The sequence below is a fragment of the Kribbella sp. NPDC056951 genome (genome assembly GCF_042674205.1).
GTDB lineage: Bacteria > Actinomycetota > Actinomycetes > Propionibacteriales > Kribbellaceae > Kribbella > Kribbella yunnanensis.
This window is the reverse complement of record NZ_JBHUQZ010000002.1, coordinates 344,956-370,102: the sequence shown is the minus strand read 5'-3', so window position 1 is coordinate 370,102 and position 25,147 is coordinate 344,956. Positions and strand designations below refer to the sequence as shown.

General features: G+C 67.7%; 22 protein-coding genes. 15 read left to right on the top strand and 7 right to left on the bottom strand.

Annotation, left to right across the window (positions count from 1 at the left end; translation table 11 throughout):
* Positions 1 to 6 precede the first annotated feature (6 nt).
* The 4 genes from ACFTSF_RS09335 to ACFTSF_RS09320 all read left to right on the top strand — a co-directional run bounded on the left by ACFTSF_RS09335 (position 7) and on the right by ACFTSF_RS09320 (position 3,025).
* On the top strand, positions 7 to 660 hold the full coding sequence (locus ACFTSF_RS09335; protein WP_344147754.1) for a thymidine kinase: 654 nt from the start codon (positions 7 to 9) through the stop codon (positions 658 to 660).
* Entirely contained in the window at positions 657 to 1,478 is an 822-nt protein-coding gene (locus ACFTSF_RS09330; RefSeq protein ID WP_380153385.1) for a sulfurtransferase, read from the top strand. Before ACFTSF_RS09335 ends, ACFTSF_RS09330 begins: the two co-directional genes overlap by 4 nt.
* Before the next feature lie 73 nt (positions 1,479 to 1,551).
* Positions 1,552 to 1,887, top strand: a complete 336-nt coding sequence (locus tag ACFTSF_RS09325) for a hypothetical protein (RefSeq protein ID WP_380153384.1) — start codon at positions 1,552 to 1,554, stop codon at positions 1,885 to 1,887.
* Positions 1,888 to 1,966: 79 nt separating this feature from the next.
* The gene (locus tag ACFTSF_RS09320) at positions 1,967 to 3,025 is read left to right on the top strand and encodes a DUF4185 domain-containing protein (RefSeq protein WP_380153383.1); all 1,059 of its coding nucleotides are present in this window, start codon (positions 1,967 to 1,969) and stop codon (positions 3,023 to 3,025) included.
* Here ACFTSF_RS09320 and ACFTSF_RS09315 read toward each other — a convergent pair.
* The gene (locus ACFTSF_RS09315; RefSeq protein ID WP_380153382.1) at positions 3,022 to 3,498 is read right to left on the bottom strand and encodes a GNAT family N-acetyltransferase; all 477 of its coding nucleotides are present in this window, start codon (positions 3,496 to 3,498) and stop codon (positions 3,022 to 3,024) included. The genes ACFTSF_RS09320 and ACFTSF_RS09315 overlap by 4 nt on opposite strands.
* Positions 3,499 to 3,612: 114 nt before the next feature.
* Here ACFTSF_RS09315 and ACFTSF_RS09310 point away from each other — a divergent pair, with 114 nt between their 5' ends.
* The 7 genes from ACFTSF_RS09310 to ACFTSF_RS09280 are packed head-to-tail and all read left to right on the top strand — an operon-like array spanning position 3,613 to position 10,770.
* Complete coding sequence (locus ACFTSF_RS09310) at positions 3,613 to 4,989, top strand: ABC transporter substrate-binding protein (RefSeq protein ID WP_380153381.1); 1,377 nt, start codon at positions 3,613 to 3,615, stop codon at positions 4,987 to 4,989.
* Between the two features lie 3 nt (positions 4,990 to 4,992).
* On the top strand, positions 4,993 to 5,913 hold the full coding sequence (locus ACFTSF_RS09305; protein ID WP_344147736.1) for a sugar ABC transporter permease: 921 nt from the start codon (positions 4,993 to 4,995) through the stop codon (positions 5,911 to 5,913).
* The gene (locus ACFTSF_RS09300) at positions 5,910 to 6,791 is read left to right on the top strand and encodes a carbohydrate ABC transporter permease (RefSeq protein WP_344147733.1); all 882 of its coding nucleotides are present in this window, start codon (positions 5,910 to 5,912) and stop codon (positions 6,789 to 6,791) included. Before ACFTSF_RS09305 ends, ACFTSF_RS09300 begins: the two co-directional genes overlap by 4 nt.
* Positions 6,788 to 7,660, top strand: a complete 873-nt coding sequence (locus tag ACFTSF_RS09295) for an NAD-dependent epimerase/dehydratase family protein (RefSeq protein ID WP_380153380.1) — start codon at positions 6,788 to 6,790, stop codon at positions 7,658 to 7,660. Before ACFTSF_RS09300 ends, ACFTSF_RS09295 begins: the two co-directional genes overlap by 4 nt.
* Positions 7,661 to 8,914, top strand: a complete 1,254-nt coding sequence (locus ACFTSF_RS09290; RefSeq protein WP_344147727.1) for an enolase C-terminal domain-like protein — start codon at positions 7,661 to 7,663, stop codon at positions 8,912 to 8,914.
* Positions 8,915 to 8,965: 51 nt separating this feature from the next.
* Positions 8,966 to 10,216, top strand: a complete 1,251-nt coding sequence (locus ACFTSF_RS09285; protein ID WP_380153379.1) for an ROK family transcriptional regulator — start codon at positions 8,966 to 8,968, stop codon at positions 10,214 to 10,216.
* On the top strand, positions 10,213 to 10,770 hold the full coding sequence (locus tag ACFTSF_RS09280) for a GNAT family N-acetyltransferase (RefSeq protein ID WP_380153378.1): 558 nt from the start codon (positions 10,213 to 10,215) through the stop codon (positions 10,768 to 10,770). Before ACFTSF_RS09285 ends, ACFTSF_RS09280 begins: the two co-directional genes overlap by 4 nt.
* On the opposite strand, the gene ACFTSF_RS09275 is transcribed toward ACFTSF_RS09280, so the two are convergent.
* The 3 genes from ACFTSF_RS09275 to ACFTSF_RS09265 all read right to left on the bottom strand — a co-directional run bounded on the left by ACFTSF_RS09275 (position 10,767) and on the right by ACFTSF_RS09265 (position 17,169).
* Positions 10,767 to 11,855 (bottom strand): Gfo/Idh/MocA family protein, encoded by a 1,089-nt coding sequence (locus ACFTSF_RS09275; protein ID WP_380153377.1) that lies wholly within the window; start codon positions 11,853 to 11,855, stop codon positions 10,767 to 10,769. The genes ACFTSF_RS09280 and ACFTSF_RS09275 overlap by 4 nt on opposite strands.
* A 7-nt stretch (positions 11,856 to 11,862) precedes the next feature.
* On the bottom strand, positions 11,863 to 15,705 hold the full coding sequence (locus ACFTSF_RS09270; RefSeq protein ID WP_380153376.1) for a discoidin domain-containing protein: 3,843 nt from the start codon (positions 15,703 to 15,705) through the stop codon (positions 11,863 to 11,865).
* 87 nt (positions 15,706 to 15,792) lie between these two features.
* Complete coding sequence (locus ACFTSF_RS09265; RefSeq protein WP_380153375.1) at positions 15,793 to 17,169, bottom strand: DHA2 family efflux MFS transporter permease subunit; 1,377 nt, start codon at positions 17,167 to 17,169, stop codon at positions 15,793 to 15,795.
* Positions 17,170 to 17,262: 93 nt separating this feature from the next.
* On the opposite strand from ACFTSF_RS09265, the gene ACFTSF_RS09260 reads away from it, so the two are divergent.
* Entirely contained in the window at positions 17,263 to 17,850 is a 588-nt protein-coding gene (locus ACFTSF_RS09260; protein ID WP_380153374.1) for a TetR/AcrR family transcriptional regulator, read from the top strand.
* Positions 17,851 to 17,910: 60 nt separating this feature from the next.
* Here the strand turns inward: ACFTSF_RS09260 and ACFTSF_RS09255 are convergent, their stop codons facing one another.
* The 3 genes from ACFTSF_RS09255 to pepN form a co-directional block, all read right to left on the bottom strand.
* Positions 17,911 to 18,324: a hypothetical protein gene (locus ACFTSF_RS09255; RefSeq protein WP_344147707.1), complete on the bottom strand. Its 414-nt coding sequence runs from the start codon at positions 18,322 to 18,324 to the stop codon at positions 17,911 to 17,913.
* A gap of 239 nt (positions 18,325 to 18,563) precedes the next feature.
* Entirely contained in the window at positions 18,564 to 19,973 is a 1,410-nt protein-coding gene (gene sepH, locus ACFTSF_RS09250) for a septation protein SepH (RefSeq protein ID WP_380153373.1), read from the bottom strand.
* 209 nt (positions 19,974 to 20,182) lie between these two features.
* Positions 20,183 to 22,639, bottom strand: coding sequence for an aminopeptidase N (gene pepN, locus ACFTSF_RS09245; RefSeq protein WP_380153372.1), 2,457 nt, complete (start codon positions 22,637 to 22,639; stop codon positions 20,183 to 20,185).
* A gap of 34 nt (positions 22,640 to 22,673) precedes the next feature.
* Between pepN and ACFTSF_RS09240 the strand changes: the two genes are divergently transcribed.
* The 3 genes from ACFTSF_RS09240 (at position 22,674) to ACFTSF_RS09230 (ending at position 25,093) form a co-directional block, all read left to right on the top strand.
* Complete coding sequence (locus tag ACFTSF_RS09240) at positions 22,674 to 23,618, top strand: aldo/keto reductase (RefSeq protein WP_380153371.1); 945 nt, start codon at positions 22,674 to 22,676, stop codon at positions 23,616 to 23,618.
* Positions 23,615 to 24,367, top strand: a complete 753-nt coding sequence (locus ACFTSF_RS09235; RefSeq protein ID WP_380153370.1) for a YaaA family protein — start codon at positions 23,615 to 23,617, stop codon at positions 24,365 to 24,367. The genes ACFTSF_RS09240 and ACFTSF_RS09235 overlap by 4 nt, the downstream gene beginning before the upstream one ends.
* Before the next feature lie 105 nt (positions 24,368 to 24,472).
* Positions 24,473 to 25,093: an HNH endonuclease family protein gene (locus ACFTSF_RS09230; RefSeq protein ID WP_380153369.1), complete on the top strand. Its 621-nt coding sequence runs from the start codon at positions 24,473 to 24,475 to the stop codon at positions 25,091 to 25,093.
* Positions 25,094 to 25,147 lie beyond the last annotated feature (54 nt).

Genomic DNA, 25,147 nt, shown 5'->3' with positions numbered 1-25,147 from the left:
TCGCCCGTGGCTGAGCTGCTCTACTTCACCGGGACCATGGACTGCGGTAAGTCCACGCTGGCGCTGCAGATGGATCACAACCACAAGGCGCGTGGGCGCCGGGGGCGGATCTTCACCAGCCATGACCGGGCGGGTGAGTCGGTGCTGTCGTCCCGGCTCGGACTCGTCGCCGAGGCGATCGAGGTGCGGCCGGAGTTCGACTTCTGGGATCACGTGGTCAACGAGCTCACGCAGGGTGGACGGGTCGACTACGTGGTCTGTGACGAGGCGCAGTTCTACAGCGCTCTGCAGATCGAGCAGCTCGCCCGGCTGGTCGACGAGCTGCAGATCGACGTCTTCTGCTTCGGCATCCTGACCGATTTCCGGGCGACGCTGTTCCCCGGATCCGCGCGGCTGGTCGAGCTCGCCGACCGGATGGAACTGCTCCAGGTCGAGGCGCTCTGCTGGTGCGGTGAGAGGGCAACTCACAACGCACGTACGATCGGTGGAGAGATGGTGACCGAGGGCGAGCAGCTGGCAGTGGGCGATATCGAGAGCAACGCGGCCGAGATGGCGTACGAGGTGCTCTGCCGTCGCCACCACCGCCGTCGCCTCACCCAGGCCCGAGCCCGCGCCACCCTGTCACCCGAAGTCCTGCCCTTTGGAGGAGCTGCATCGTGACTAGCCCGCTGATCACCGTCGCTGAGCTGCGCGCCCTGGAGCCGCAGCCGCTGCTGATCGACGCCACCTGGAACCTGGCCGGTCCTCCCGGTCGCGAGGCGTACGACGCCGGCCACCTCCCCGGCGCGTACTTCGTGGATCTCGACACCGAGCTCGCCGGCCCACCCGGCCCCGGCCGCCACCCGTTGCCCGACGCAACCACAGTCACCGCGCTGGTACGGCGTACTGGGGCGTCGGCGGATACGCCGGTAGTCGTGTACGACGCGGCGAACTCGCTGGCGGCTGCCCGTGCTTGGTGGATCCTCCGGTTCTTCGGTCTGACCGACGTCCGCGTGCTCGACGGCGGACTGGCCGCCTGGCGGGCCGCCGGGGGATCGGTGACCACCGACGTCCCAGCCGATGACGACAGCGACTTCACCGCGACGCCCGGTCACCTGCCCCTCGTCGACGCCGAAGGAGCGGCCAAGGTCGCCGAGTCCGGCGTACTCCTCGACGCCCGGGCCCCCGAACGCTTCGCCGGTGAGGTCGAGCCGATGGACAAGGTCGCCGGCCACATCCCCGGCGCCGTCAACACGCCGATGGCCGACCTGCTCACGCCCGACGGCCACTTCAAGCCCGCGGCCGACCTCGGCACCTACTTCGCCGAGCACGGCGTCACCACCGACACCGAGCTGGCCACGTACTGCGGCTCGGGCGTCACCGCGACCCACACCGCGCTGGCTCTGGCCACCGTCGACATCGAGGCCCCGGTCTACATCGGCTCCTGGTCCGACTGGATCACCGACCCCACCCGCCCGATCGCCACCGGGCGCGACTGAGATCGACGTACCGGCGCTCGTCCCTGAGCTTCTAGTTGAGTCGCTCGCCGCGAGCATCGACTTCTGGTGCCGGTTGTGCCGCTTCGAGGTGCTGTACGACCGGCCGGAGGAGGGTTTCGCGTACGTCGCCCAGGGCGGCGCGCACGTGATGCTCGAGCAGATCGGCGTCGGGCGGAACTGGCTGACCGGACCCCTCGAACGGCCGCTCGGGCGCGGCGTCAACTTCCAGATCGCCGTTCCCGAGATCGGTCCCATCTGCTCGTCGCTCCGCGACGCCGGCTGGCCGCTGTTCCTGGAACCGGAGACGAAGTGGTACCGGACCGGCGACTCGGAAGTCGGCGTCGAGCAGTTCCTGGTCGCCGACCCGGACGGCCATCTGCTCCGATTCCAGGCTCCCCACAAAGGTTGACTTTGCCGAGGGGGTGTTGGACAGTCGATCCCAGAAATCGATTTCCCACACCCGCCCCTCACGAACTGGGAGTCAGTCGATGGAGTTTTCGCGGAGAGCGTTCCTGAGCGCGACGGCAGGCGTTGGCGCTGCGGTCGCCCTGCCCGGTACGGCGTTCGCCGGGCCGCAGGCGCTGGTCACGAACAAGGTGAAGGACCTGACCGGGCCCGGCCTGACCGACCGATTCCGGATGGCGGCGACCGACCTGGGGATTCCCGCTCGGGCGCCGGACGGGCGGATGGTGTTCGTCTTCGGAGACACGTTCGAGGAACCCCGGGTCGGCGGTGGGTGGTGGCGGTCGCCGGTCGCGTTGTGGTCGAACACGACGAACCTGGCCGGGGGAGTGGAGTGGTCGGGTGCCGTGGGTGGTGCGGCGGCTCAGCAGTTGTGGGACTACCCGCACGACAACCCGACGTTCTCGACCGTGCTGCCGTCCGATGTGATCACGATCGGCGGGTCGATGTACCTGCACGTGATGGTCAACAAGGGTCTCGGCAACGTTGTGTGGACCGAGATCTGGCGCAGCGACAACTCGGGTGCGAACTGGTACCACACCGGCGCGAAGTTCGATCCGAACATCGACGGCGGCCTGTTCCAGTGCATCACCTGGGGCGAGGGCAACGACGGCTACGTCTACGTGTACTCAACCGGCTTCCAGCGCAACAAGCCGATCATCCTCAAGCGCGTGCGCAGCAACCAGATCGCGAACCCAGCGGCGTACGAGCCCTGGGGCTTCCGCAACAACGCCTGGGGTTGGGGCAATCCAGCCACCCCCATCCTGAACGGCAGCTTCGGCGAACTCTGCCTCCGCCCGCTGGGCGGCAAGTGGATCCTCACCTGGTTCAACGCTGGCGACTACCGCATCGACGGCATGATCATGGACACCCCCACCTCGAACCTCTACACGGCGTACCGCCAAACCCTCATCTACGGCGGCGCCTGGGGCCAGGAGAACGACAACCACGTAGCGCAGCTCTACGGCGGCTACATCATCCCCGGCTCCACCCTGTCCGACCTGCACCTCTCAGTCAGCCAATGGAACACCGACGCCGGCTGGCCGTACCGGGCGATGCAGTTCCGCGTCCGCGGCTTCGGCTAGAGGTTCAGGACGAGCGTTTCTGAGGTGCCGTTGATTTCGACGAACTGGTAGCCGAGGGACTTGTACAGGGCGGCCGCTGGGTTGTTCGGGTCGACGCTCAGCGACAGCCGCTGGTACGACGACGCTCGCGCGGTGTCTGCGAGCGTGTTGAGGAGTGCGCGGGCGACTCCGCGTCGGCGGTAAGCCGGGGCCACCCCGAGAGTCAGCTCGGGTACGTCATCGGCGACGTACCCGTATCCCGCCCGCGGGGCGGTGAGCAGGCGGGCCCACGCCGCCCCGGCCGGTACGCCGTCGATCTCGGCGATGACTCCGAAGTCGCGGGGGAGTGGCCAGTCGGCGAGGTAGCGCCAGACCTTGTCGTCGGCGCGGGCCTTCTCGAGGGTGAACCAGGTTTCGCCGGTCCAGTTGCAGGCCTCCAGCATCATCGCGGCCAGGAAGTCGAGGTCGTCGGCGGTCGCCGGTCGGAGCAGCATGCGGTCATCCTGCCGCCTGGGAGGTGGCGGGTGCCAGCAGTTATCGGGCAGGTCTTGAATTAGTAACACGCTTGGTTTAACTTACTCGAAATTCGGAAACCTGAGGAGTTCCGCATGACGAGAGTGAACAGGTTGGGCGCCGGACTGGGCGTGGCGGGACTGGCGCTCGGCCTGGTGGCGTGCGCCGATGGGACCACGCCGTCGGACGGTGCCGGAGCGGTCGACGAGAAGGCGCCGGTGACGATCACGATCGGGGACCGCCCGACCCCGGACAAGCCGAACGACATCAAGGCGTTCGAGCAGAAGATCAAGGACTTCACGGCGAAGTACCCGAACATCACCGTGAAGTCGACCGAGACCGCCTGGCAGGCGCAGACGTTCCAGGCGCAGGTGGCCGGCGGGACGCTGCCGACGGTGATGAACATCAGCTTCACCGAGCCGGCCAACATGATCCCGAACAAGCAGCTGCCGGACATCACCGACGAGCTGAAGCTGGTCGACCTGACCAAGGACCTGAACCCGAACGTGCTGAAGATCGTCCAGGACGACAAGGGGCGGATCTACGGCGTACCGATCGATGTGTTCTCGGTCGGGCTGGCCTACAACCGGGCGCTGTTCACTCAGGCGGGACTCGACCCGGACAAGCCGCCGACGACCTGGGACGAGGTGCGGCAGTACGCCAAGCAGATCGCGGACAAGACCGGTAAGGCCGGGTACGCGCAGCTGACCACGAACAACACCGGTGGCTGGATGCTGACCACGATGACCTACAGCATGGGTGGGACGGTCCAGAGCCAGGACGGCAAGAAGAGCACGTTCAACGACGCGCCGACCAAGAAGGGGCTGCAGCTCCTCAAGGACATGCGCTGGACCGACAACTCGATGGGCAGCCGCTTCCTCTACAACCAGGAGGAGGTCCGCCAGGACTTCGCGGCGGGCAAGATCGGCATGGTCATGCAGGCGCCGGACGCGTTCGACATGAGCGTGAAGAACTTCGGCATGAAGCCGGCCGACTTCGGTGAGGCTGCGCTGCCGCAGGACGGTGGTCCGCACGGGACGCTGACTGGTGGTTCGCTGAAGATGATCAGCCCGAAGGCGACCAAGAACGAGATCGTCGCCGCGCTGAAGTGGATCAAGTTCGACCAGTTCGACAAGTTCACCGACGAGGCGATCGCGGTCAAGGATGCCAAGACCACGATCGCGGACAAGGGCTTCGTCGGCCGGCCGGGCATCACCCCGCTGAGCCAGTCGACGTACGACCAGTACAACAAGTGGCGCGAGCCGTATGTGAACGTGCCGGTGAAGCAGTTCCAGGGCTACATCGACTCGACCACCTCGCTGAAGCTGCTGCCTGAGCCGGGCAACAAGGGCCAGGAGGTCTACTCGCTGCTCGACCCGGTCGTCCAGCAGGTGCTGACCAAGAAGGACGCGGATATCGACAAGCTGCTGAGCGAGACCGCCGCGAAGATCGACGCACGCCTCGCGCGGTAAGCCATGTTCCAGACAACCAAGCAGAGCCGTGGCGGTACCAGGTCCCTCCTGACCTGGTACCGCTCCGGCGGGCTCAGCGCGGTCATCTTCGCCGTACCGCTGGTGCTGACCTTCCTCTACTTCTCCTGGGGCCCGATCGTCCGCGGCCTGGTACTGAGCTTCCAGAAGAACAACCTGGTCGCCGCCCCGGAGTGGGTCGGGATGGCGAACTTCAGCTATGTGCTGACCGACCCGCAACTCCCGCAAGCCGCCCTCAACACCTTGTACTTCGCTGCCCTGGCACTCGTCTTCGGATTCCCGGTGCCGTTGTTCCTGGCCGTGTTCGTCAGCGAGCTGCGGACCACCGGCTGGCTCTACAACGTGCTGTCGTATCTGCCGGCCGTCGTACCGCCGGTGGCCGCGATCCTGCTGTGGACGTTCTTCTACGACCCGAGCGCGGCCGGTGTGTTCAACTCGATCCTCGGCTGGTTCGGGATCGGGCCGTTCGCCTGGCTGAACTCGCAGAGTCTGGCGATGCCGGCGATCGTGCTCGAGGCGACCTGGGCCGGCGCGGGCGCCACCTCGATCATCTACCTCGCCGCGCTGACCGGCGTACGGACCGAGCTGTACGAGGCGGCCGAGCTGGACGGGGCCGGGATCTGGAGCCGGATCTGGCACGTCACGCTGCCGCAGATCCGCGGAATCATCTTCATCATGATGCTGCTGCAGCTGATCGGGACGTTCCAGGTCTTCACCGAACCGTTCCTGTTCACCGGCGGCGGCCCCAACAACGCCACCACGACGATCCTGCTACTGATCTACCGCTATGCGTTCGTCAACGGCGACTTCGGCGCCGCGACCGCACTCAGCGTCCTGCTCGCCGGAGTGCTCTGCCTGCTGTCGGTCGCCTACCACTTCGTCACCCGCCGCTGGAGCACGACATGACACATGAGCGCGGAATCATCTCGACCCAGGACCGACGCCGTACGGCGGTCCGCTTCGGCCTGCCCGCGATCCAGGTGCTGATCTTCATCGGCGTACTGATCGCCGGTGTCGGCCCGCTGCTCTGGCTGCTCAAATCCGGTGTCTCGACCAGCCAGGACATCCTCAGCGGCCCGATGCAGCTCTGGCCGTCGGGCATCCAGCTGAAGAACATCCCCGACGCGTGGAACCGAGTCCAGATCGGCGCCTACCTCGGCAACACCGCGTTCATCGCGATCGGCTCGATGGTCTCCACCCTGTTCGTCTGTACGACGGGAGCCTTCGTCCTGAGCGTGCTCCGCCCGAAATGGGGTCCGATCGTCACCGGCGCCGTACTCGCGACGCTCTTCCTGCCCGGCGTGATCTCGCTCGTGCCGCTCTACATGACGATCCTGAAGATGCCGGTGCTCGGAATCAGCCTGCAGAACACGTTCTGGGCGGTCTGGCTCCCGTCCGCGGCCGGTGCGTTCAACGTGCTGGTGATGAAGCGGTACTTCGACTCGATCCCGCGTGAGCTGATCGAGGCGGCCCGGATCGACGGCGCGAGCAACCTGCGGATGTTCACCGCGCTGATCCTGCCGCTCTCGAAGCCGATCGTCGGAGTCGTCGCGTTGCTGACCGTGATCGGTTCCTGGAAGGACTACCTCTGGCCGCTGCTCGTCCTGCCGGACCCGAAACTGCAGCCGATCTCGGTCGCCCTGCCCCGGGTGGCCAAGACCACCGAGATCTCCCTGCAGATGAGCGCATTATTCCTGGCGGTGCTGATCCCGGTCGTGCTCTTCTTGGTCTTCCAGAAGCAGTTCCTGAGAGGTGTTGGTATGTCCGGAGGCATCAAGGAATGACGTCTGCTCTCAACGGCCGACGGGTGCTGGTCACGGGGGCCAGTGGCCGGATCGGTCTGGTCACCGTGCAGCGGCTCAACGAGCTGGGCGCCGTGGTGACGACGCTGTCGCACGCCGAGCATCCCGATCTGAAGGCGGATCGGGTGCTCGTGGGGGACACGCGGTCCGAGGCCGATGTGGCCGACGCGCTCGACGGTGCCGAGTTCGTCGTACACCTGGCCGCGTTGGCTCACCCAGGAGCCGGTACGCCGTACGACGTGTATTCGATCAATGTCGTGTCGACGTTCAACGTGCTGGCGCAGGCCGGTGAGCTCGGGATCAAGCGGGCGGTCATCGCGAGCAGCATCAACGCGACCGGGCTGATCTTCAACCCGAACGACGTGCGCCCGGCGTACTACCCGCTGGACGAGCGGACTCCGGCCGACATCGCCGACCCGTATTCGTTGTCGAAGCAGAACGACGAGAACACCGCCCGGATGGCGTGGCGGCGCTGGGGGATCGACGTCGTCGCGCTGCGGTTCCCGCACACGAACGCGGCCGACATCCTGCAGGCGCAGGCCGACGGGATGCGCGACGACCCGGCCGGCGGACTGCGCGAGGCGTGGAGCTACCTCGACAACCGCGACGCGGCGTACGCGATCGAGCTGGGGCTGACCGTGCCGCTGACAGGTGCACACACCTTCTTGCTTGCGGCCGGTACGACGAATGCGCCGTACCCGACCGAGTCCCTGCTGGACGCGTTGGCGCCGGATGTTCCGCGGCTGCGGCGGTTCATCGGACGCGAGGTCCCGATCGACCTGACCGCGGTGCGCACAGTGCTGGGCTTCCAGGCACAGCACGAACTAGACCTTCCGACTCTGGAGCTGTGAATGCCTTCCAACTTCGACCAGCCGTGGCCGGTCCGCGACGACGTTCGGATCCGGGAGGTGAAGGCGATCGTCACCGCGCCGCAGGGCATCCCGCTCGTGGTGGTGAAGGTCGACACCACCGAGCCGGGACTCTACGGACTCGGCTGTGCGACTTTCACCCAGCGCTGGAAAGCCGTGCAGACGTTCGTCGACGAGCACCTGGCCCGGCTGCTGATCGGCCGGTACCCCGGTGACATCGGCGATCTGACCCGGCTGGCCGGATTCACCGGCTACTGGCGTGGCGGGCCGGTGACGAACAACGCGATCTCCGGGATCGACCAGGCGCTGTGGGACATCGCCGGCAAGCGGGCCGGGATGCCGGTGTACGAGCTGCTCGGTGGCAAGGTGCGGGCGGCGGCCGACACCTACCTGCATGCCAGTGGGCGCACGATCGAGGACGCGCTCGACCACGCGCAGAAGCTGGTGTCGGCCGGGCAGCGGCACATCCGCCTGCAGATCTCGACACCTGGTGGTGGCGGGTACGGCGCTCCCGCCGTACCGACGCTCTACCCGGACGCGCCGTACCGCAACGGCTGGTCGGCGCGCGACTACCTGCGCGCGACGCCGGAGCTGTTCGCGGAGGCCCGGCACGTGCTGCCGGACAACATCGAGCTGCTGCACGACGTCCACTCGCGGCTGACGCCGAAGGAGGCCGTGCTGCTCGCGCGGTCGCTGGAGGAGTACGGGCTGTTCTTCCTCGAGGACGTGCTGCCGCCCGAGCACTGGGACCGCCTGCCCGAGGTGCGGGCGGCCTCGCCGGTGCCGCTGGCTGTGGGTGAGCTGACGACCTCGATGAGCGACGCTGTCCGCCTGGTCCGCGATGGCGGGGTCGACTTCATCCGCTCGCACGTCTCCGACATCGGTGGCCTCACCCCGGCGCGCAAACTCGCCGACCTCGCCGAACTGTGCGGCGTACGGACCGCTTGGCATGGTCCTGGCGACACCTCGCCGATCGGCGCGGCCGCGAATGTCGCCCTCGACGTGAGTTCTGTTGCCTTCGGCATCCAAGAGGGCCATCTGTACGACGACGCCGTGCACGAGGTGTTCCCCGGAACCCTCCGGATCACCGACGGCTGGCTGACCCCGAACGACACGCCGGGCTGGGGGATCGACCTCGATCTCGAGGCCGCGGCCCGTTATCCGGCGGAGTTGTCCGGCCACGACGAGTGGGCGGCGGGAGTACGGCGCATCGACGGTGCGCTCGAAGCACCGTGAGCGGGGTGTTCTCGCAGTACGATCACGGCTGATACGACGGGGAGGTGGACGATGGTGACGGCGGACGACGGATTCTCAGGCGCGAACCAGTTGGACCTGGGGTCCTTCAACGAGGCTGTGATCATCGAGACGATCCGGCTGGCCGGCATCATCAGCCGGACCGAGATCTCCCGGCGGACCGGGCTGACCCAGCAGTCGATCTCGCGCATCCTGCGGATCTTGCTGCAGCAGGGACTGCTGGTCGAGGAGGCGCAGGAGCGGGCCGAGCGGCTCGGCAAGCCACGGACGCCGGTGCGGCTGCGGTCGAACGCTGCGCACGCGGTCGGTATCCATCTCGATCCTGAGCTGCTGACGGTCGCCGTCGTCGACCTCGACGGCACGATCGTGCGCCGCGAGACGGTTGATCTGGCTGACGACCTGCCGACCGACAAGCTGATCGACCTGACCGCGGCGACCGTGACCGCGGCGCTCAGCATCAGCCAGGTCGATCCGAAGTCCATGCTGGGCGTGGGCGTCGCCGTACCGGGTCCGATCGATGCGGACGGATCCCTGCTCGCGCTGCCGTTGCAGCCGGCGTGGCGCGGGCTGAAGATCCGGCATCTGTTGCAGGAGAAGCTGAACCATCCGGTCCTGGTCGAGAAGGACGGTACGGCGGCTGCGATCGGCGAGCGCTGGATCGGGCGCTCGGCGCGGGCACGTGATTTCGCGTACCTGTATCTCGGGACCGGTGTCGGGAGCGGGCTGATTCTGAACGGCTCGATCTATCGCGGCGGCACGGCCAATGCCGGTGAGTTCGGGCAGGTGGCCGCGCTGCGGATGGGGGAGTGGGACGTCTCGACCGGCCCGGAGATGGTTCCGGAGTGCAACCCGACCGCGTCGCTGCCGGTGATCGCGGCGTCGTACGGGTATGTCGAGACCGATCTCGACGCGACCGACGAGGCCAAGCGCTACAAGGCGGTCTGCCGAGCCGCCGCTGCGGGTGACGAAGCGGCGTTGCGCGCAGCCACCCGGGTCGGCCAGGTGATCGGGCAGGGCGCGGTCGGGCTGGTCGACCTGCTCGATATCGATCTCGTGGTTGTTGGTGGGCCGGCGTATGCGCCGGAGATCTCGAAGATTCTGCTGACCGAGATCGGCCGCGCGGTGAACCTGCATCCGGTGGCTCGGGAGATCCGTCCGGTGGTGGTCGAGGAGTCGATGCTGCAGGCGGATGCGGCCGCGGTCGGGGCGGCGTCGACGATCTTCCACGACGCGTTCACCCCGCGGGTCAGCGGTTCGAGTCAGGCTCGTAGGCTGCCGAAGTGATCAAGCCCCGCCATCTCACGACCTCAGTTGAACTCCGCTTGGCTGCTCTCGATGACGCTGCTGCGCTGGCCGACGCGTACACCCGCAGCTGGGATCACCTGGAGCGCTGGGAGCCGGCCAGGCCGGCGAACTGGTTCACCGCCGATGGTCAGCGCGAGCGGTTGATGTCCGCTTTGGAGGGCTTGGCCAGCGGTCGATCGGTGCCGTGGTTGCTCGCTTCGGACGGTCGGATCGTCGGTGCGGTCACCTTGAGCGACATCGTGCCGGGCCCGTTCCGCAACGCGCACCTCGGCTACTGGCTCGCCGCCGAGGCGGTCGGCCGCGGGTTGATGACCTTGGCCGTCAACGCCGCCGCCGAGATCGCCGACACCGAACTGAAGCTGCATCGCCTCCAAGCCAGTGTGTTCGTGCACAACGCCGCGTCGCACGCTGTGCTCGAACGCACTGGCTTCACCAAGATCGGCTTCGCCCCGAACTACCTCTACATCGGCGGCCGCTGGCAGGACTCAAACCTGTTCCAGCGGATCCTGAACGACCGCGCTCCCGGTACCTAAGCCGGCGGCAGGCCGATACCGCGCGAGACGTCGACGTCGTCGTACCGGCCCTCGAGTACGTCGATGAACTTCACCGGCCGCTGCAGAGTCGACGCGATGTAGACGGCCCTGACCGTGGCCAGCGCGTCGATCGCGTGCTGGACGGTGATGCCGGGCTGCTCGCCGTTCGCGATCGCGCCCAGGATGTCGTCGTACTGCGCCTTGTGGCCGCCGGGCGGACCGGCGTCGATCGACTGGTCGTCCTTGAGACCGTCGGCGTTGAAACGGGCGAGCAGATCGTTCTCGATCTCCGCGCCACCCTGCGTGCCGTGGACGGCGACTCGGGTCCGGCCGCCGGGGAAGGCCGCGGTGGTGGCGTGCAGGGTGCCGACCGCGCCGTTCTCGAAGGTGATCGTGGCGACGACGGTGTCCTCGACCTCGATTGCCTGGTGGGTGGCGCGGATCGCCTGGGCGTAGATGCTGACCGGGCGGCCCATGAACCACAGCAGCAGGTCGACGGTATGCACGCCCTGGTTCATCAGGGCGCCGCCACCGTCCTGCGCCCAGGTACCGCGCCAGCCGGCGGACGCGTAGTACTCGTCGCTCCGCCACCAGGCGACCGTTGCGACGGCTGAGGTCAGTTCACCGAACCGGCCCGCGTCGATCGCCTGCTTCACCTGCGCGCTACCGGCGTCGAAGCGGTGCTGGCTGATCACGGACGCGACCGCGCCGTGGTTGGCCGCCCGATCCGCCGCTGCGCCGAGCCGCCGGGCCCGGGTCAGGTCGACGTCGAGCGGCTTCTCGATCACCACGTGCTTCTTCTCGTCCAGTGCCTGCTCGGCCAGGGCGGCGTGCGTACCACTCGGCGTGCAGATCGCGACCAGCGTCACGTCGGACCCGGCGAGCGCTCCGGACAGGTCGTCGTACACCTGTGGTTCCGGCTGGCCGGCCTCCTTCAGCCGGGCGGCCAGCGCGGCACGGGCGTCGGGGTCGTTGTCGACGAGCGCCGTGACGGTCGCATCCGGTCGTGCTGCGATGGTGTCCGCGTGGGTGCGGCCGATGATGCCGCATCCCACGATCGCGACGCGCTGGTCTGTGTCAGCCATCTCGCTCCTACTTGGCAGTGAAGTTCGCGGTCAGAACCTGGTCCGTGGTCACGGTGAAGCGGTACTCCGGATCGGTCGAGACGACCTCGCCGGCCACGGTCCAGTTCTGGAAAACGCTATCCGATGTTGGCGCTGCCGTCACGGTCACCTGCGCGCCCGGTTCGTACTTCCCGGGCTCGGACTCGTTTCCGGCGATCCGGACCTGACCGTTCCCGTTCGCCACCACGCTCACACTCCGCTGCACCATGTTGATCGCCATCACGTTGCGCAAGACCGCCGGTCCGGACAGTGTCGACCCGTTGTAGCGAGCAATGTTGGTGACCTCGACCGAACCTTGATCAACCTTGACGGTGAACCCGTCAACCCCGAGGTTGTCTGTACCCAGGTTGATTGCCTTGACTTGACCACTGTTGACGACCAACCCGTCGTGGAATCCATACGCGAACACGTTGAGTAGTGTCACGTCCGTAGTGCCGTCAACAGTGACGATCTTGGCGGTCTTGCGCATGTATTTGTCGATGACGAGCTCGAAGATCCTGCCCTCGTTCATCCAGTACGGCTGCTGGTAGCCGGTCCGGGTGACCGCGTTCCCGTTCGAGAGCACGCCCTCGATCCGGGCGTCGCGGCCCGCGCCGAGGTGGATCGCGTGGTCGAAGAACGCTCCGGCGACTTTCCGTACGACGGTGTGGTCGCCGCGCAGGTCGATACCGTTCCAGGTGTTCGGGAAGCCGGAGTTGATCACGTAGTTGCCGCCGGCCTGACCGCGGATCGCGTACGGGTAGGGGACCACGCCGTCGGCGCTGCCCGGGTTGTTGTCGGGATAGAAGACACGCAGGCCGCGGACTCCGGCGCTCCTGCCCAGGGTGATGAGCGGGGTGCCGTCGGCGTTGTTGTGACCCTCAAAGGCGTGCAGGACGGTTCCGTAGCTGGCGCCGCCTTGGTCCCGATTCGGTACGGCGGATGCGCCGCGCAGCTCGACATTCGCCGGGACGCGGAGGTGCGTGCTGATCCGGTACCAGCCCGCGGGCAGGTAGACGATTCCACCGCCGGACCGCCCGGCCTTGTCGAGCACCTTCTGTACGGCGCTCGTGGCGTCGGCGGCCGGGAGATACCCGATCCCGTGTGGCGCGTCGACGACGTACAGGCGTTGCGTCGGCTTGGGGAGCGCTCTCTGGGTGTAGCTCGGCGCCTTCCCGCTCATCTGGTGGATCACGCCGGAGAGAGCGCCGGAGAGCGCTGTCTCGGTGAGTTTCACGTAGCCCTGCGAGTTGTTGACGATCGCGTGCTCGCTACCCTCGATCCGCCCGCCCGCGATCTGCCAACCCCACCGGCTGTCCATCTCGTCCACGAGCACGCCGGTGTCGGTACGACGGATGTCCAGCTGCAGGAAGCTCCCGGTGAACTGGGCCCGCTGCCCGGTCACCACGTGGATCCCGATCTTGTAATCGGAGAGCGCGATCTGGTGGAACTGATCCCACTCGAGGTCGCCGAGCGCGAGCCCGGTTCCGTGCGCCCGGGTCCAGGCGTCCAACGTCGTCCGGGTCGGCGGCTTGTAGGCGGCTGGAGCGGTCGCCCAGTAGGAGTTGCTGAAGGCAATGTTCTCCCAGGTGCCGACATCGGCGCCGTTGTAGGCACGAGCACCTTCGAAGAGAGCGGTTCCCCGGATGTTCCGAACCGTTGTCGACTCGTGCACCTGACCCGAGCTCGGCGCGTTGCCCCGGTCGTTCGGCATCGTGCTGATGCCGATCCCGCGGTAGGAGTTGAGCATCGTGATGTCGGCGATCGTCGACATCATGTAGTTCTCGTTGCCGATCCACGCACCACCCGGCACCTCGAACGTGTAGTTGTACGGCACCGGGTTGGTGGCGGACTGGTTCGGATAAAAGGTCGTGACCCCGAGAACACCAGCACTCCCGCCGATCCGGAACAAGCTAGGCCCGTCGTCACCAGACGCGAGATCCGCGACAACAACCGTGCCGTAGTCGCCACCCGCATGTCCCTTGTCTGGGTCTCGGCGGTCGCCGCGGAGAGTGCAGAAGGCGTGGACCTCGATGGTATCGGTCACCTTGTAGCGGCCGGCGGGCAGCCAGACCGTGCCACCTCCGGCGTCCTGGCAGGCGTAGATCGCGGCCTGGATCGCCTTGGTCGAGTCCTTCCGCCCACTGCGATCCGCACCGAATGCCGTGGCATCGAAGTCGGCGATCACACCGTCCTCGGTCGGGTTCACCGTCGGCACCAACCGCGGCTGCGGCGTGACGACCGGCGCGACCCGCAGCTGCAGTTCGCGGATGATGTACGACTCGGCACCGGTCATCGCGACCCGGACATACCGAGCGCTGGTCGTGGCGAACCGGGTCCGGCTGAACTGGTTCCCACCCGGCGAACCAGTCCGGCCGACGGCGGTGAACTTCTGCCCGTCGTTCGAGACCTGCACGGTGTAGTCGGGGGAGTAAGCCTCCGCCCACTCAACCCGCACATCGTTGACCGGTCGAGCCTTACCGAGATCGAGCTGCAACCACGAGTCGCCCGGTCCACTGGTCCACGCACTCACGTGGTCGCCGTCGTTGACGTTCGCGACCCCGGTCCCGCCGCTGGCGGACGCCGTACCGGCGTCAGCGAAGTTCGTGTCCACAGCCGATGCAGTGAACGCGTCGAGCTTGGACTGCAGCGTCTGGAGTGCCTGCTTGACCTGTACGTCGGTCGCACCCGGCGTGCTCGCCACCACACGCGCGTCCGAGATCGCCTGCCGCAGAGTCGCGCGACTGCCGACCGGATACTGCCCGTCACGCGTCCCTTCGCGAGCCGCCTTCTCAACGCGAGTCGCCGCCCCGATCAGATCGAGCAGCCCCTCAGTCACATTCAGCGTGGTCGCGACCTTGGCCACCCGAACCGCCGCGACCTTTAGATCGACCGCGCCATCACCGTTGTGGATACGGAAGTCCCCACCGTTCGACCGGTTCGTCAGCACCGCGTCCGGCAGCGCGAACGTGTAGGTCTTCCACGTCTTCGTATCGCCGTACCGAACAACCTCGGAGTTCTTGAACATCTCCGGAATCGTCGAACCCGGCGAGTCATAGTGCAGACCGAACTGCCCATTCCCCGCGTCGAAGTAGTCGATGCTCACGAGCACGAGATTGCGGTTGTTGTAGAGGTACGTGTCGGACACGTTCATGTAGAAGAAGTTCGTCCCCGGCGCCGGAGCAGTCCGGTCGGTCTGCCAGTACGGACGCCCGTCCTGTACGCCGGTCACCAGATTCTCAGCGCGGTCACCCGCCCGCGGGCTGATCCCCGACTGGATCGGCGACGCCCCGAGCTGAACCGAAGCACCCGCCGTACTGATCCGCAGACCCGCAACGGTGATATCCGCACTGCCGAACAACCGGATGTCGGCGTCCCCGAGACGGTTGGTGAAACCGATCCCGGTCAGCGAGAAGATGCCGGTCTTCCACTGGCCGCTGCCGGTCAGCTGAAGGTCGGTCGCATCAGCCTGCGGGTTGTCAGCGGCGTCGTACTGGAGCTCGAGGCTCCCGGTTCCACGGTCGAGATACGTCACCGTCACCAGGACGTCGTCGGTGCCGATCTCGTCCACGTAGTCGCGATCGACGTCGAACTCCAGGTACCCGGTCCCGGCCGCCTGGTCGGTCTGCCAGTAGCCGCGACCCTGCTCGGTTCCGGTACGCAATCCGGCCGGGTCGTCGCCAGCAGCCGGTTTCACGCCGAGTGTCGTCGGCGCCGGCCCGAGATCGGCACCGACCCCACTCGGATACATGGTCGCCGCCTGAGCCGGTACCGCGATCGAACCGGCGAGCAGCAGAGCGGGCAGGAACCGGGCAAGCAGACGTCTGGTCATGCTGGTCTCCAGGTGGCGGTCCGGAAGCGCACAGGGGCAGGCGCCGATAAGTTAAACCAAGCGTGTTACTAATTCAAGACCTCGGAATCAGGCCGCCCTGATCCGCCTGGGCAAGGCGAGCGCCGGTACGGCAGCCAGCGCGGTGAAGGCGATCGCCCAAGCGAAACTGCCGGCATAAGCGCTGGCCGGACTATGCCCGGCGAGCCACGTCTGCAGGATGACGGCCAGCGCGGCCGCGCCAACAGCACCGCCGAGCTGCTGGACGATGCGAGTCATGCTGCTGGCGTCCGGGATCTGTTCCGGACGCAGATCGCGGAAGGCGCCGACCATGACCGACAGGTTGACCGCGCTCAGGCCCGCGCCTCGCACGACCAGGCCGATCGCCAGGACCCAGTACGCCGTACCGGGTATCGCGAACGGGAGTGTGCCGATCACGGTCAGGGTGACGCCGGCCAGGACGACCGGTCGGGGGCCGAGGCGGTCGGACAACCCGCCTGCGGCGCGCGCGAGCAGACTGCCCAGTCCCTGCGGAACCAGGAGCAGACCTGCGGCAACGACGGACGCACCGCGCGCCTGCTGATAGAAGAGCGGCAGCAGGAACATCGCGCCGTACAGGGCTGCGCCGGTCAGGAAGAGCAGCGCTGTCGACGCGGCGAACGAGCGGGTCCGGAACAGGTTCAGGTCGATCAGCGGCTGCTGAGGTTTGCGTGCGACGTAGGCGATCAGCAGGGCGGTGCCGACGATCGCCGGGACGAGTACGTCGAGATGCGCGAAGCCCCCGTCGGGTCCGGTCCGGGTGAGGCCGTAGAGAAGGGCGGCGACGCCTGAAGACATCAGGAACAGGCCGGTTAGATCCAGTCGGCGGACGGCTGCTGGCTCGTCGGCCGGGAGTACTCGGATGGCGAGGGCGATGGCGGCGAGGCAGATCGGGATGTTGACGTAGAAGATCGACCGCCAGCCAAGGTGGCTGACGAGGAGTCCGCCGACCGCGGGTCCCAGGATCGGCCCGACCAGAGCGGGCACAGTGACGACGGCCATCAAGCGGCCGAGCTGTTCGCGGTCCGCGGCTCGCATCAGCAGGGTCTGCAGGGTTGGCAACATCAGTCCGGCTCCGACGCCTTGCAGGATGCGGAACGCGATCAGTGCGCCGGCGTTCCAGGCCAGTCCGGACAGGACTGAGCCGAGCAAGAACAGCGCCAGCGCCACGATCCACAGTCGTTTGGCACCGAAGCGGGTCGATGCCCACGCGGTCACCGGGATGACGACGGCCAGGGCCAGCAGGTACGCCGTACTGACCCATTGGAGCGTGGCGACACCGGCCTGCAGTTGGGCGCCGAGGGTGTGGATGGCGACGTTCACGATCGTGCTGTCGAGCAGTGGTGCCAGCGCGCCGAGAACCAGGACGGCGGCGAGTTTCAGGACCGCCGGGTCGAGGCGATCGGCGGCTCGGGCGGTGGGTGTCATGGGTCCTCCTCAATAAGAGACGTAGCGTCTCTCATGTTCTTCACGGTAGGCTGCGTGAATAAGAGACGCAAGGTCTCTTGTGGAGGAGTGCTCATGGACCAGATGCAGCGGCGCCGGGGCGCCGCGCTGGAGAGCGCGTTGCTGGATGCCGCGTGGGACGAACTGCTGGAGTCGGGCTATGCGCGGCTAACGATGGAGGCGGTCGCGGCGCGGGCGCAGACCGGTAAGCAGGTCCTGTATCGGCGCTGGCAGAACCGGGCGGAGCTGGTGGTGGCGGCGATGCGGCATCGGACCGGTTCGATCGTCGAGGACGTGCCGGACACCGGCAGTCTGCGCGGCGACGTGCTTGCCGTGCTGGAACGGATGGCGGACCGCTTCGCCGCTCTTGGGCCGGAGGTGATCCACGGCTTGCTGGCGGAGGCTCCTGATGTGAGCCCGGAGATCATCGGCCGGATGAGCGGTGTGATGGCGACGATCGTGCAGCGGGCGGCGGAGCGCGGTGAGATCCCCTCAGCTGAGCTACCGCTCTCGGTGTTGCTGGCGCCGACCAACCTGCTGCGTCATCAAATGCTGCTGACCCGGGAACCGCTGGACCCCGCGACGCTCACGACGTTGGTCGACGACATCTTCCTGCCGCTGGCCCGGGCTCGGACCCCAGCGCCATCACAACTGCGCGAGTAGGACAACCGCACGCCTGAGTCGCCGCTGATCTGCCAATTGTGATGGCCTGCAGGTCCGGGATCAGGCGACGCCGACGAGCTCGCGGGCCGGGGCCTGGAGGTCTTCGAGGAGAGTGAAGAAGTGGGTGGCGGCGTCGGCCAGGCGGAGAAGGCCGGCTTCGTGGTGCTGCCAGCCGAACTGGAGTTCGCCGTCGATCGTGCGCTCGTCGGTGGGGACGGCGTACCGGCTGAGGGTGACGCGGGCCGGGCCGGTCTGCGGGTGGTGGTCGCCGCAGCCGCATTCGGCGGCGATGGTGATCGCGGTCAGGGCTTCGGCGGGGTAGTGCTGTAGTTGCAGCGTGGTGCCGCGGGCGGTGAAGCGGGCGATCGTGGCGTCAGGCAGCTGGACGAGCAGTTCGACCGGCACGGCGTGGGAGCCGGGCAGCAGGCGAAGGCCGCGGGACGCGAGAAGATCGGCGAAAGCCGGGAGATTCATGGGTGCAGGATCCTGTGGGTGCTGGTGTCGGCGGGCGGGCCTGGGAAAGGGCAGGGCCTCGTGCGCCGGAGACGGCGCGCGTCAGCGACAACAACAGCAACAACACAGCAGGTTCTGCATGCGGACGATCATGGCAGAGCCTGCGCCGGACGACAACACCGTCCGCGATCTGGGACAACTGTCCGTAAGAACAACAAACCCGCACCCCGTGGAAGGTGCGGGCTCGTCGGGTGTTCGGGTCAGTCGGCCTTCTTGCCGAACATGATCTCGTCCCAGCTCGGCACGCTCGCGCGCTTCGAACCGCGCCGGGCCGGCTTCTTCTTGGGCTCCTCCACAGCTGCCGCCTCAGCAGCCGGTTCCTCAGGCAGCTGCTCTTGAGCGGCAGGCTGGCTGGGCGCCGGCGCTGGCGGCTGCTCCTCGGTCGGGCGCGCAACCGGCTGCGGCCGCAGCTCAGTCGGCCGAGTCTCAGTCGGCGCGGGACGCGATTCGGCTGTGCGTTCGGGAGCCGGGCGCTCGTACGACGGCGGGGCCGACGGCTGCTCGTTGCGGGGCAGCTCCGGCTCGAACTCGGGTACGTGCCGGGTCGGCGGGGGACCGGCGGGGCGCTCGGGTGCGTTGCGGGACTCCGGGAAAGCAGGAGGCGCATCTCGCCGTTCGGTGAACGGGTTCGACGGCGGTGCCGCGCGCTCCTCCGGGGGAGCGAACGCCGCGGACTCCGCCGGCGGTTGTGCCGGCCGCTCGACTGCGCGAACCGTCGGGTGCAACGCCGGCGGCTGCTCGATCGGTACGTCGATCAGCGTCGGCTCTTCATCCGGATTCGGCACCGAGTGCACGCGCCGCGGACCGCGCTCCGCATCCCGAGAAACCGGCTGGTTTCCAGGGTGGTTGCGGCGCGGAAGACTGATCGTGTCCTCGAACCCGGCCTCGTAAGAATCCGCACCATGATCCGGCGCGACCGACAGATCGATGTCGGCGACAGCCGCCAGTCGTCGCTCACCAACCTGGTGAACAGGCTGCACCGGCGGCGGCAACACCTGCGCCTGCTCACCGACCAGCCAGCGCGCCTCGTCGTCGTCCGGGACCGCGTAGCGCCCGGGAGCGTCGTACGCGAAGAGCGCGATCTTCTCTTCCTTTTGCTCGGAATCGGGATCCGAGAGGTCTTCGGCCTCGACGAAGTACGAGACGCGGACCTGCCAGCGGCCGTCGTCGCGACGCCAGGCGTCCCAGTCGGCGGTGGCCGGGTCGACGTGCCGGGTGCGCAGCCGCTCGGTCACCCACGCACCGAGATTGCGGGTCGGCGCGTCGGCTCCACCGCGACGCCGTACTGAGGCACGCTGGGCGAGGTTCGCGATGTGGTCGCGCTCGGCCAGGACCGGGCCGGCGAACGCCATCACCCGCTCCATCGGCATCTGGGCAACGGCCGCGACCGCCTCGGGACTCTCCCCGGCACGGATCCGAGCCTGGATGTCTCGTGGGCGCAGCGCGCTCTCCATTTGAATCTCCAGCTGGCCGAGTCGGGCACGGTCGCCGCGCAGGGCCGCACGCAACCGGTCGTCGACCGGGACGGCGAACTCCTCACCCGTCTCGGGCATTGCCAGGATCAGCTGTGTGCCGTCCTGGCTCAGACCGACGAGCCTCGCCTCGCGCATTGCCTTTGTTCTCCTGTGCGGTTCTCTAGAGTCTCTCCCGGGACGGGGGCCTGACCAAAGACCGGCACGCCGTACCGGTCGGTCATTGTGGAGATTACGTCACGAAATCACCTTCACGCTGCTCACCAGGGCCCTTTAAGTCACATCAGTCACATTAGTCACAACCCGCCGTGACTGCGACGACATGGGACCCTGGCAAACATTACGAATCAGACGCCGTACGCCGATCGCACGGCCAGCGCGCGCTTCACATCGTCCGCGCGGTCACCCACCGAGCGCCGGATCCCCGCCGCCACGGAGTCGTCCGCGACCAGATCCGCGGACCGCGCGACGACCTGCTCGTCGATCTCGAACCGCGGGAAGCTACGGCTCGCCGAGGACGCCACGACCCAACCGGAGCGCAGCTTCTCGGTACCGGCAATCTCGGCGAAGTAGCGATCGACGTACGACGCCGTGAGCTCGCGCTGTGCCGGGTGCCAGAACCCTTCGCAGGCCGCGTCGAGTTCGTAGTTCGTCAGGTCGCCGTCGGTCATGATCAGCGCCCACGCCTTCTCCTTCGCGGCCGGCGTCGGCAGCGACGCGCGGCAGCGGATCGCGTGCTCGCGACCTTCCGAGGACGCGTCGCGCTGAAGCTCCGCGTCGATCTCGGCGTCGCCGATCGCGCCGAGCCGGGCCAGCTGCAGCGTGACGAGCCAGCGCAGGTCCGCGTCCATCGTGACGCCTTCCGGTACGCCGTCACCCGCCAGCCAGCCCTGGAGCCGCGCGACGTCCGCGCTCTGGCGGGCGTACGCACGGACGACTCCCAGCTGAAGACTGGAACCGGCCGGCAGATCGGGCAGCCGGTCCGCCAGGACCTTCTCGAGGCGGGCGCGGTTCTCCTCATACGGCAGGTAGCCGCCCAGGAGGTGCGAGCGGGCCCACTCGGTCATCGTGCCGACGCCGATGTCGCTGCTCTCGCCGGCCAGCATCCCGAGCAGGATGTCGAAAGCCAGCCGAGGGTCGAGCTCGCCGTCGGCGGCCGAGTCGCGGATGCTGTTCAGTACGACGGCCCGCGTGACGCCGTCGGTGATCTTCGGCAGTACCGCGGTGAGGTTCGCCAGGCTGTCGGCGTCGAGGCGGATCTTCGCCCAGGTGTCGTCACCCGCGTCCGGGATGACCACGAGCGTCGACGGATCCAGCGGTACGTCGACCTCGTCCGCGTCGACCACGACATCGACGATCGTGGCGTTGCCATCCGCGTCGTACCCGCCGACCGTCAGCTTGTGCGGCCGCTGCGCCGGGAACTGCTCAGGCGCCGTACGGCGAAGTTTGATGCCGTCCGGCGTCCGAACCGCGCGGATCGTGTCGAGGCCCGGTGTCCGCAGCCAGTGCTGCGCCCAGGTCTCGATGTCGGTCGCGCCGGCCTCGGTCCACTTGGCGAGCAGGTCGCCGAAGGTCGCGTTGCCGAACTCGTTGGCCCGGATGTGCGCGATGACGCCGGACAGGAAGACGTCGTCACCGAGGTAGTTGGCCAGCTGCTTGAGCACGGCCGCACCCTTGGCGTACGAGATGCCGTCGAAGTCGTCGAGCGAGGCGAGCGCGTCCTTGACCGGGTCAGCCGCGACCGGGTGCGTCGACGAGCGCTGGTCGGCCTGCAGACCCCACCACTTGCGGATGTAGGCGAAGTCGATCCAGTTGTCCTGGTAGTCGGTGGCCGTGGTCGAGACGCGGTGCGCCATGTACTCGGCGAACGACTCGTTCAGCCACAGGTCGTTCCACCACTTCATGGTGACCGTGTCGCCGAACCACTGGTGGGCCATCTCGTGCACGATCGTCCGGGCCCGGCCGCTGCGCTGCTGGTCGGTCGCGGCCGAGCGGAACACCATCGGGTCGCGGAACGTCACGCAGCCCGGGTTCTCCATCGCGCCGGCGTTGAACTCCGGGACGAACGCCTGGTGGTACTCACCGAACGGGTACCGGTAGCCGAACATCCGGTGGTACTCGTCGAAGGACTGCTTGGTGACCCGGAAGATGTCCGCGGCCTCGCGGTCCAGCGCGTCCTTGAGCGACTGCCGCGCGACCACGCTCAGCGGGATCCCGTCGTGCTCGTCGGTGATCTGGTGGTACGGCCCGGCCACGATCGTGACGAAGTACGTCGAGAGTGGCATCGTCTCGGCCAGCCCCCAGCGACCGGGGGAGACCTGCGTCGCCGCGCCGTTGCCCAGCACCAGCCACTCGGTCGGAGCCGTCACCTTCACCCGGTACGGCGCCTTGAGGTCGGGCTGGTCGAAACACGCGAACACCCGCGGCGCCGCGTCCAGGAACGACATCCCGTAGGTGTAGACGAGACCGTCGGCGGCGTCGACCGCGCGGTGGATGCCCTCACCGTCGTGGGTGTAGGCCATCGTCGCGACGACGACCAGTTCGTTCGAGGCCTGCAGCCCGGTCAGCTCGAGCCGTCCGTCGGTCAGCCCGGCCACGTCGACCGGTACGCCGTTCAGCGTCACCGACAGCAGTTCGTCGGGTTTCACATCGACCCAACTGTCCGGCTCGGACGCGGTGAACCGCACGATGGTGGTGGATCCGAACGTTCGCTCGCCCTGGGTGAGGTCGAGATCGACGTCGTACGACTGGACGGAGAGTGCGGCGGCCCGGGTACGGGCGCCGTCGACGGAGAGACTCGGCATGTCGGCAACTGTATGCGGTGGCTAGGCTCTGCACATGAGCACGATGGAGTACCGGCAACTGGGTGACTCCGGCCTCACGGTGAGTGTGGTCGGGTTGGGCTGCAACAACTTCGGGCGCAGGCTGGACGCCGGCCGCACCGACGCGGTGGTGAACGCCGCGATCGACGCCGGGATCACGCTGTTCGACACCGCGGACATCTACCGCGGCGAGCACGGTTTCAGCGAGGAGCTGCTCGGCAAGGCGCTCGGCTCGCGTCGTGACCAGGTGGTGCTGGCGACCAAGTTCGGCGGCGACATGCACGGCGAGAACGGCCCCGACTGGGGCGTGCGCGGTTCACGCCGCTACATCCGGCGTGCGGTGGAGTCGAGCCTGCGGCGGCTCGGGACCGACTGGATCGATCTGTACCAGTTGCACTTCCCGGACCCGGTCACGCCGATCGAGGAGACGCTGGCGGCGCTCACCGAGCTCGTTGCCGAGGGCAAGGTCCGGTACGTCGGCAGCTCGCAGTTCGCCGGCTGGCAGGTGGTCGACGCCGACTGGGCCGCGCGGACCGGCGGTCACGCGCACTTCATCAGCGCCCAGAACCAGTACTCGCTGCTCGAACGCGATATCGAGGACGAGCTCGTCCCCGCCTGTGAGCACCTTGGGATCGGCATCCTGCCGTTCTTCCCGCTCGCCTCCGGCCTGCTCACCGGTAAGTACAAGCGTGGCGAGGACGCTCCCGAAGGCGCCCGCCTGGCCACGCAGCCGGAGCGGCTGGCACGCGCCGACTTCGACAAGATCGAGGCGCTCGAGACCTTCGCGGCCGAGCGGGACCTGACCATGATCGACGTCGCGATCGGCGGTCTGGCCGCACAGCCCGCGGTCGCCTCGGTGATCGCCGGTGCCACGACACCCGAGCAGATCGCTCAGAACGTCGCGGCCGGTACCTGGGACCCCACTCTCGAGGACCTCGCCGTACTGGACGACCTGACGTGACCCTGATCCTCCTGCCACCGTCCGAAGGCAAGACCGGTCGGTCGCGCGGCCGTGCCGTCGACTTCGGCTCGCTGTCGTTCCCCGAGCTCAACCCGATCCGCGAGCAGGTCCTGGAGACGCTGGCCAAGGTGTCTGCCTCCGAGGACGCGTACGGCGTACTGGGCGTCGGCGCGTCCCTCCAGGCCGAGGTCGATCGCAACACGCGCTGGCGCACCGAGCCCGCCGTACCGGTCTCTGAGCTCTACTCCGGTGTCCTGTACGACGCCCTCGGCTACTCCACGTTGCCCGCCGGCACGAAGCGCCGCGCGGCGAACCGCCTGCTGGTCGTATCCGCCGCCTGGGGCGCACTGCGCCCGGGCGACCGCGTACCGCCGTACCGGCTCTCCATGGGTACGACGCTCCCCGGCCACGGACCGCTCGCCGGCGTCTGGCGCGGCCCGCTGTCGACCGCGCTCGGCCACGACGGCGTCATCGTGGACTGTCGTTCCTCCACCTATGTGGCAGCTTGGCGGCCCGCCGATGCCACGAAATGGGTCTCGGTCAACGTGGTGCGCGAACGAGACGGCGTACGGACGGTTGTGTCGCACATGGCCAAGCACACACGCGGACTGGTCGCCCGGCATCTGCTGGAGTCCGGCAAGGACCCTGGTACGCCGAAGGCGCTGCACAAGCTCGTGAGTGAGCGCTGGAACGCCGAGCTCGAGCCGGCGGCCTCGGGCTGGACGCTGACTGTGGTCGAGCGCGACTGACCGTTCATCGTCCTTTCATCGCGAGGTGGTTTCCGGTGCAAGGGCGCCGGGGAAGGCTTGAGGGCAGCACGTCAGGGGGGATCCGCCCTTCGGAAGGCCTGACTGATGCGACGTCTTACCGCCCTACTCATTTCCGCCATCGCGGTCTGGGTGCTCTCTTCGATCCCAGCCTTCGCCTCTCCGCCGACCCCGCCGAGTGCCGGTACGGCGACCACCCAGCTGAACGGCCTGACCGTCAAGGCCGAGGGATCGAGCACCGGGTACTCGCGGGACAAGTTCCCGCACTGGCACACCGTGTCGGGTACCTGCGACACCCGCGACGAAGTCCTGAAGCGTGACGGCACCGGCGTCACCGTGGACAGCCAATGCGAACCGACCGGCGGTCGCTGGTACAGCGTGTACGACGCCGTCTGGGTCACCGATGACTCGACGATCGACATCGACCACATCGTCCCGCTGTCCGAGGCCTGGAAGTCCGGAGCGAGCGGCTGGACCACGGCGAAACGCGAACAGTTCGCCAACGACCTGAGCATTGCGCAGCTCATCGCGGTCACGGCCTCGAGCAACCGCTCCAAGGGCGACAAGGATCCGGCCGCCTGGAAGCCGACCAACTCTTCGGTGCACTGCGTCTACGCCCGGGAATGGATCTGGGTGAAGCACACCTACGGTCTGTCGCTGCAGTCCACCGAGAAGACCGCACTGCAGAGCATGCTCGCGACCTGCTGACTGGCGTCTTCAGGCCATTACGCGCGTGCACGCCCACTTTGGCCCTCTTGATGG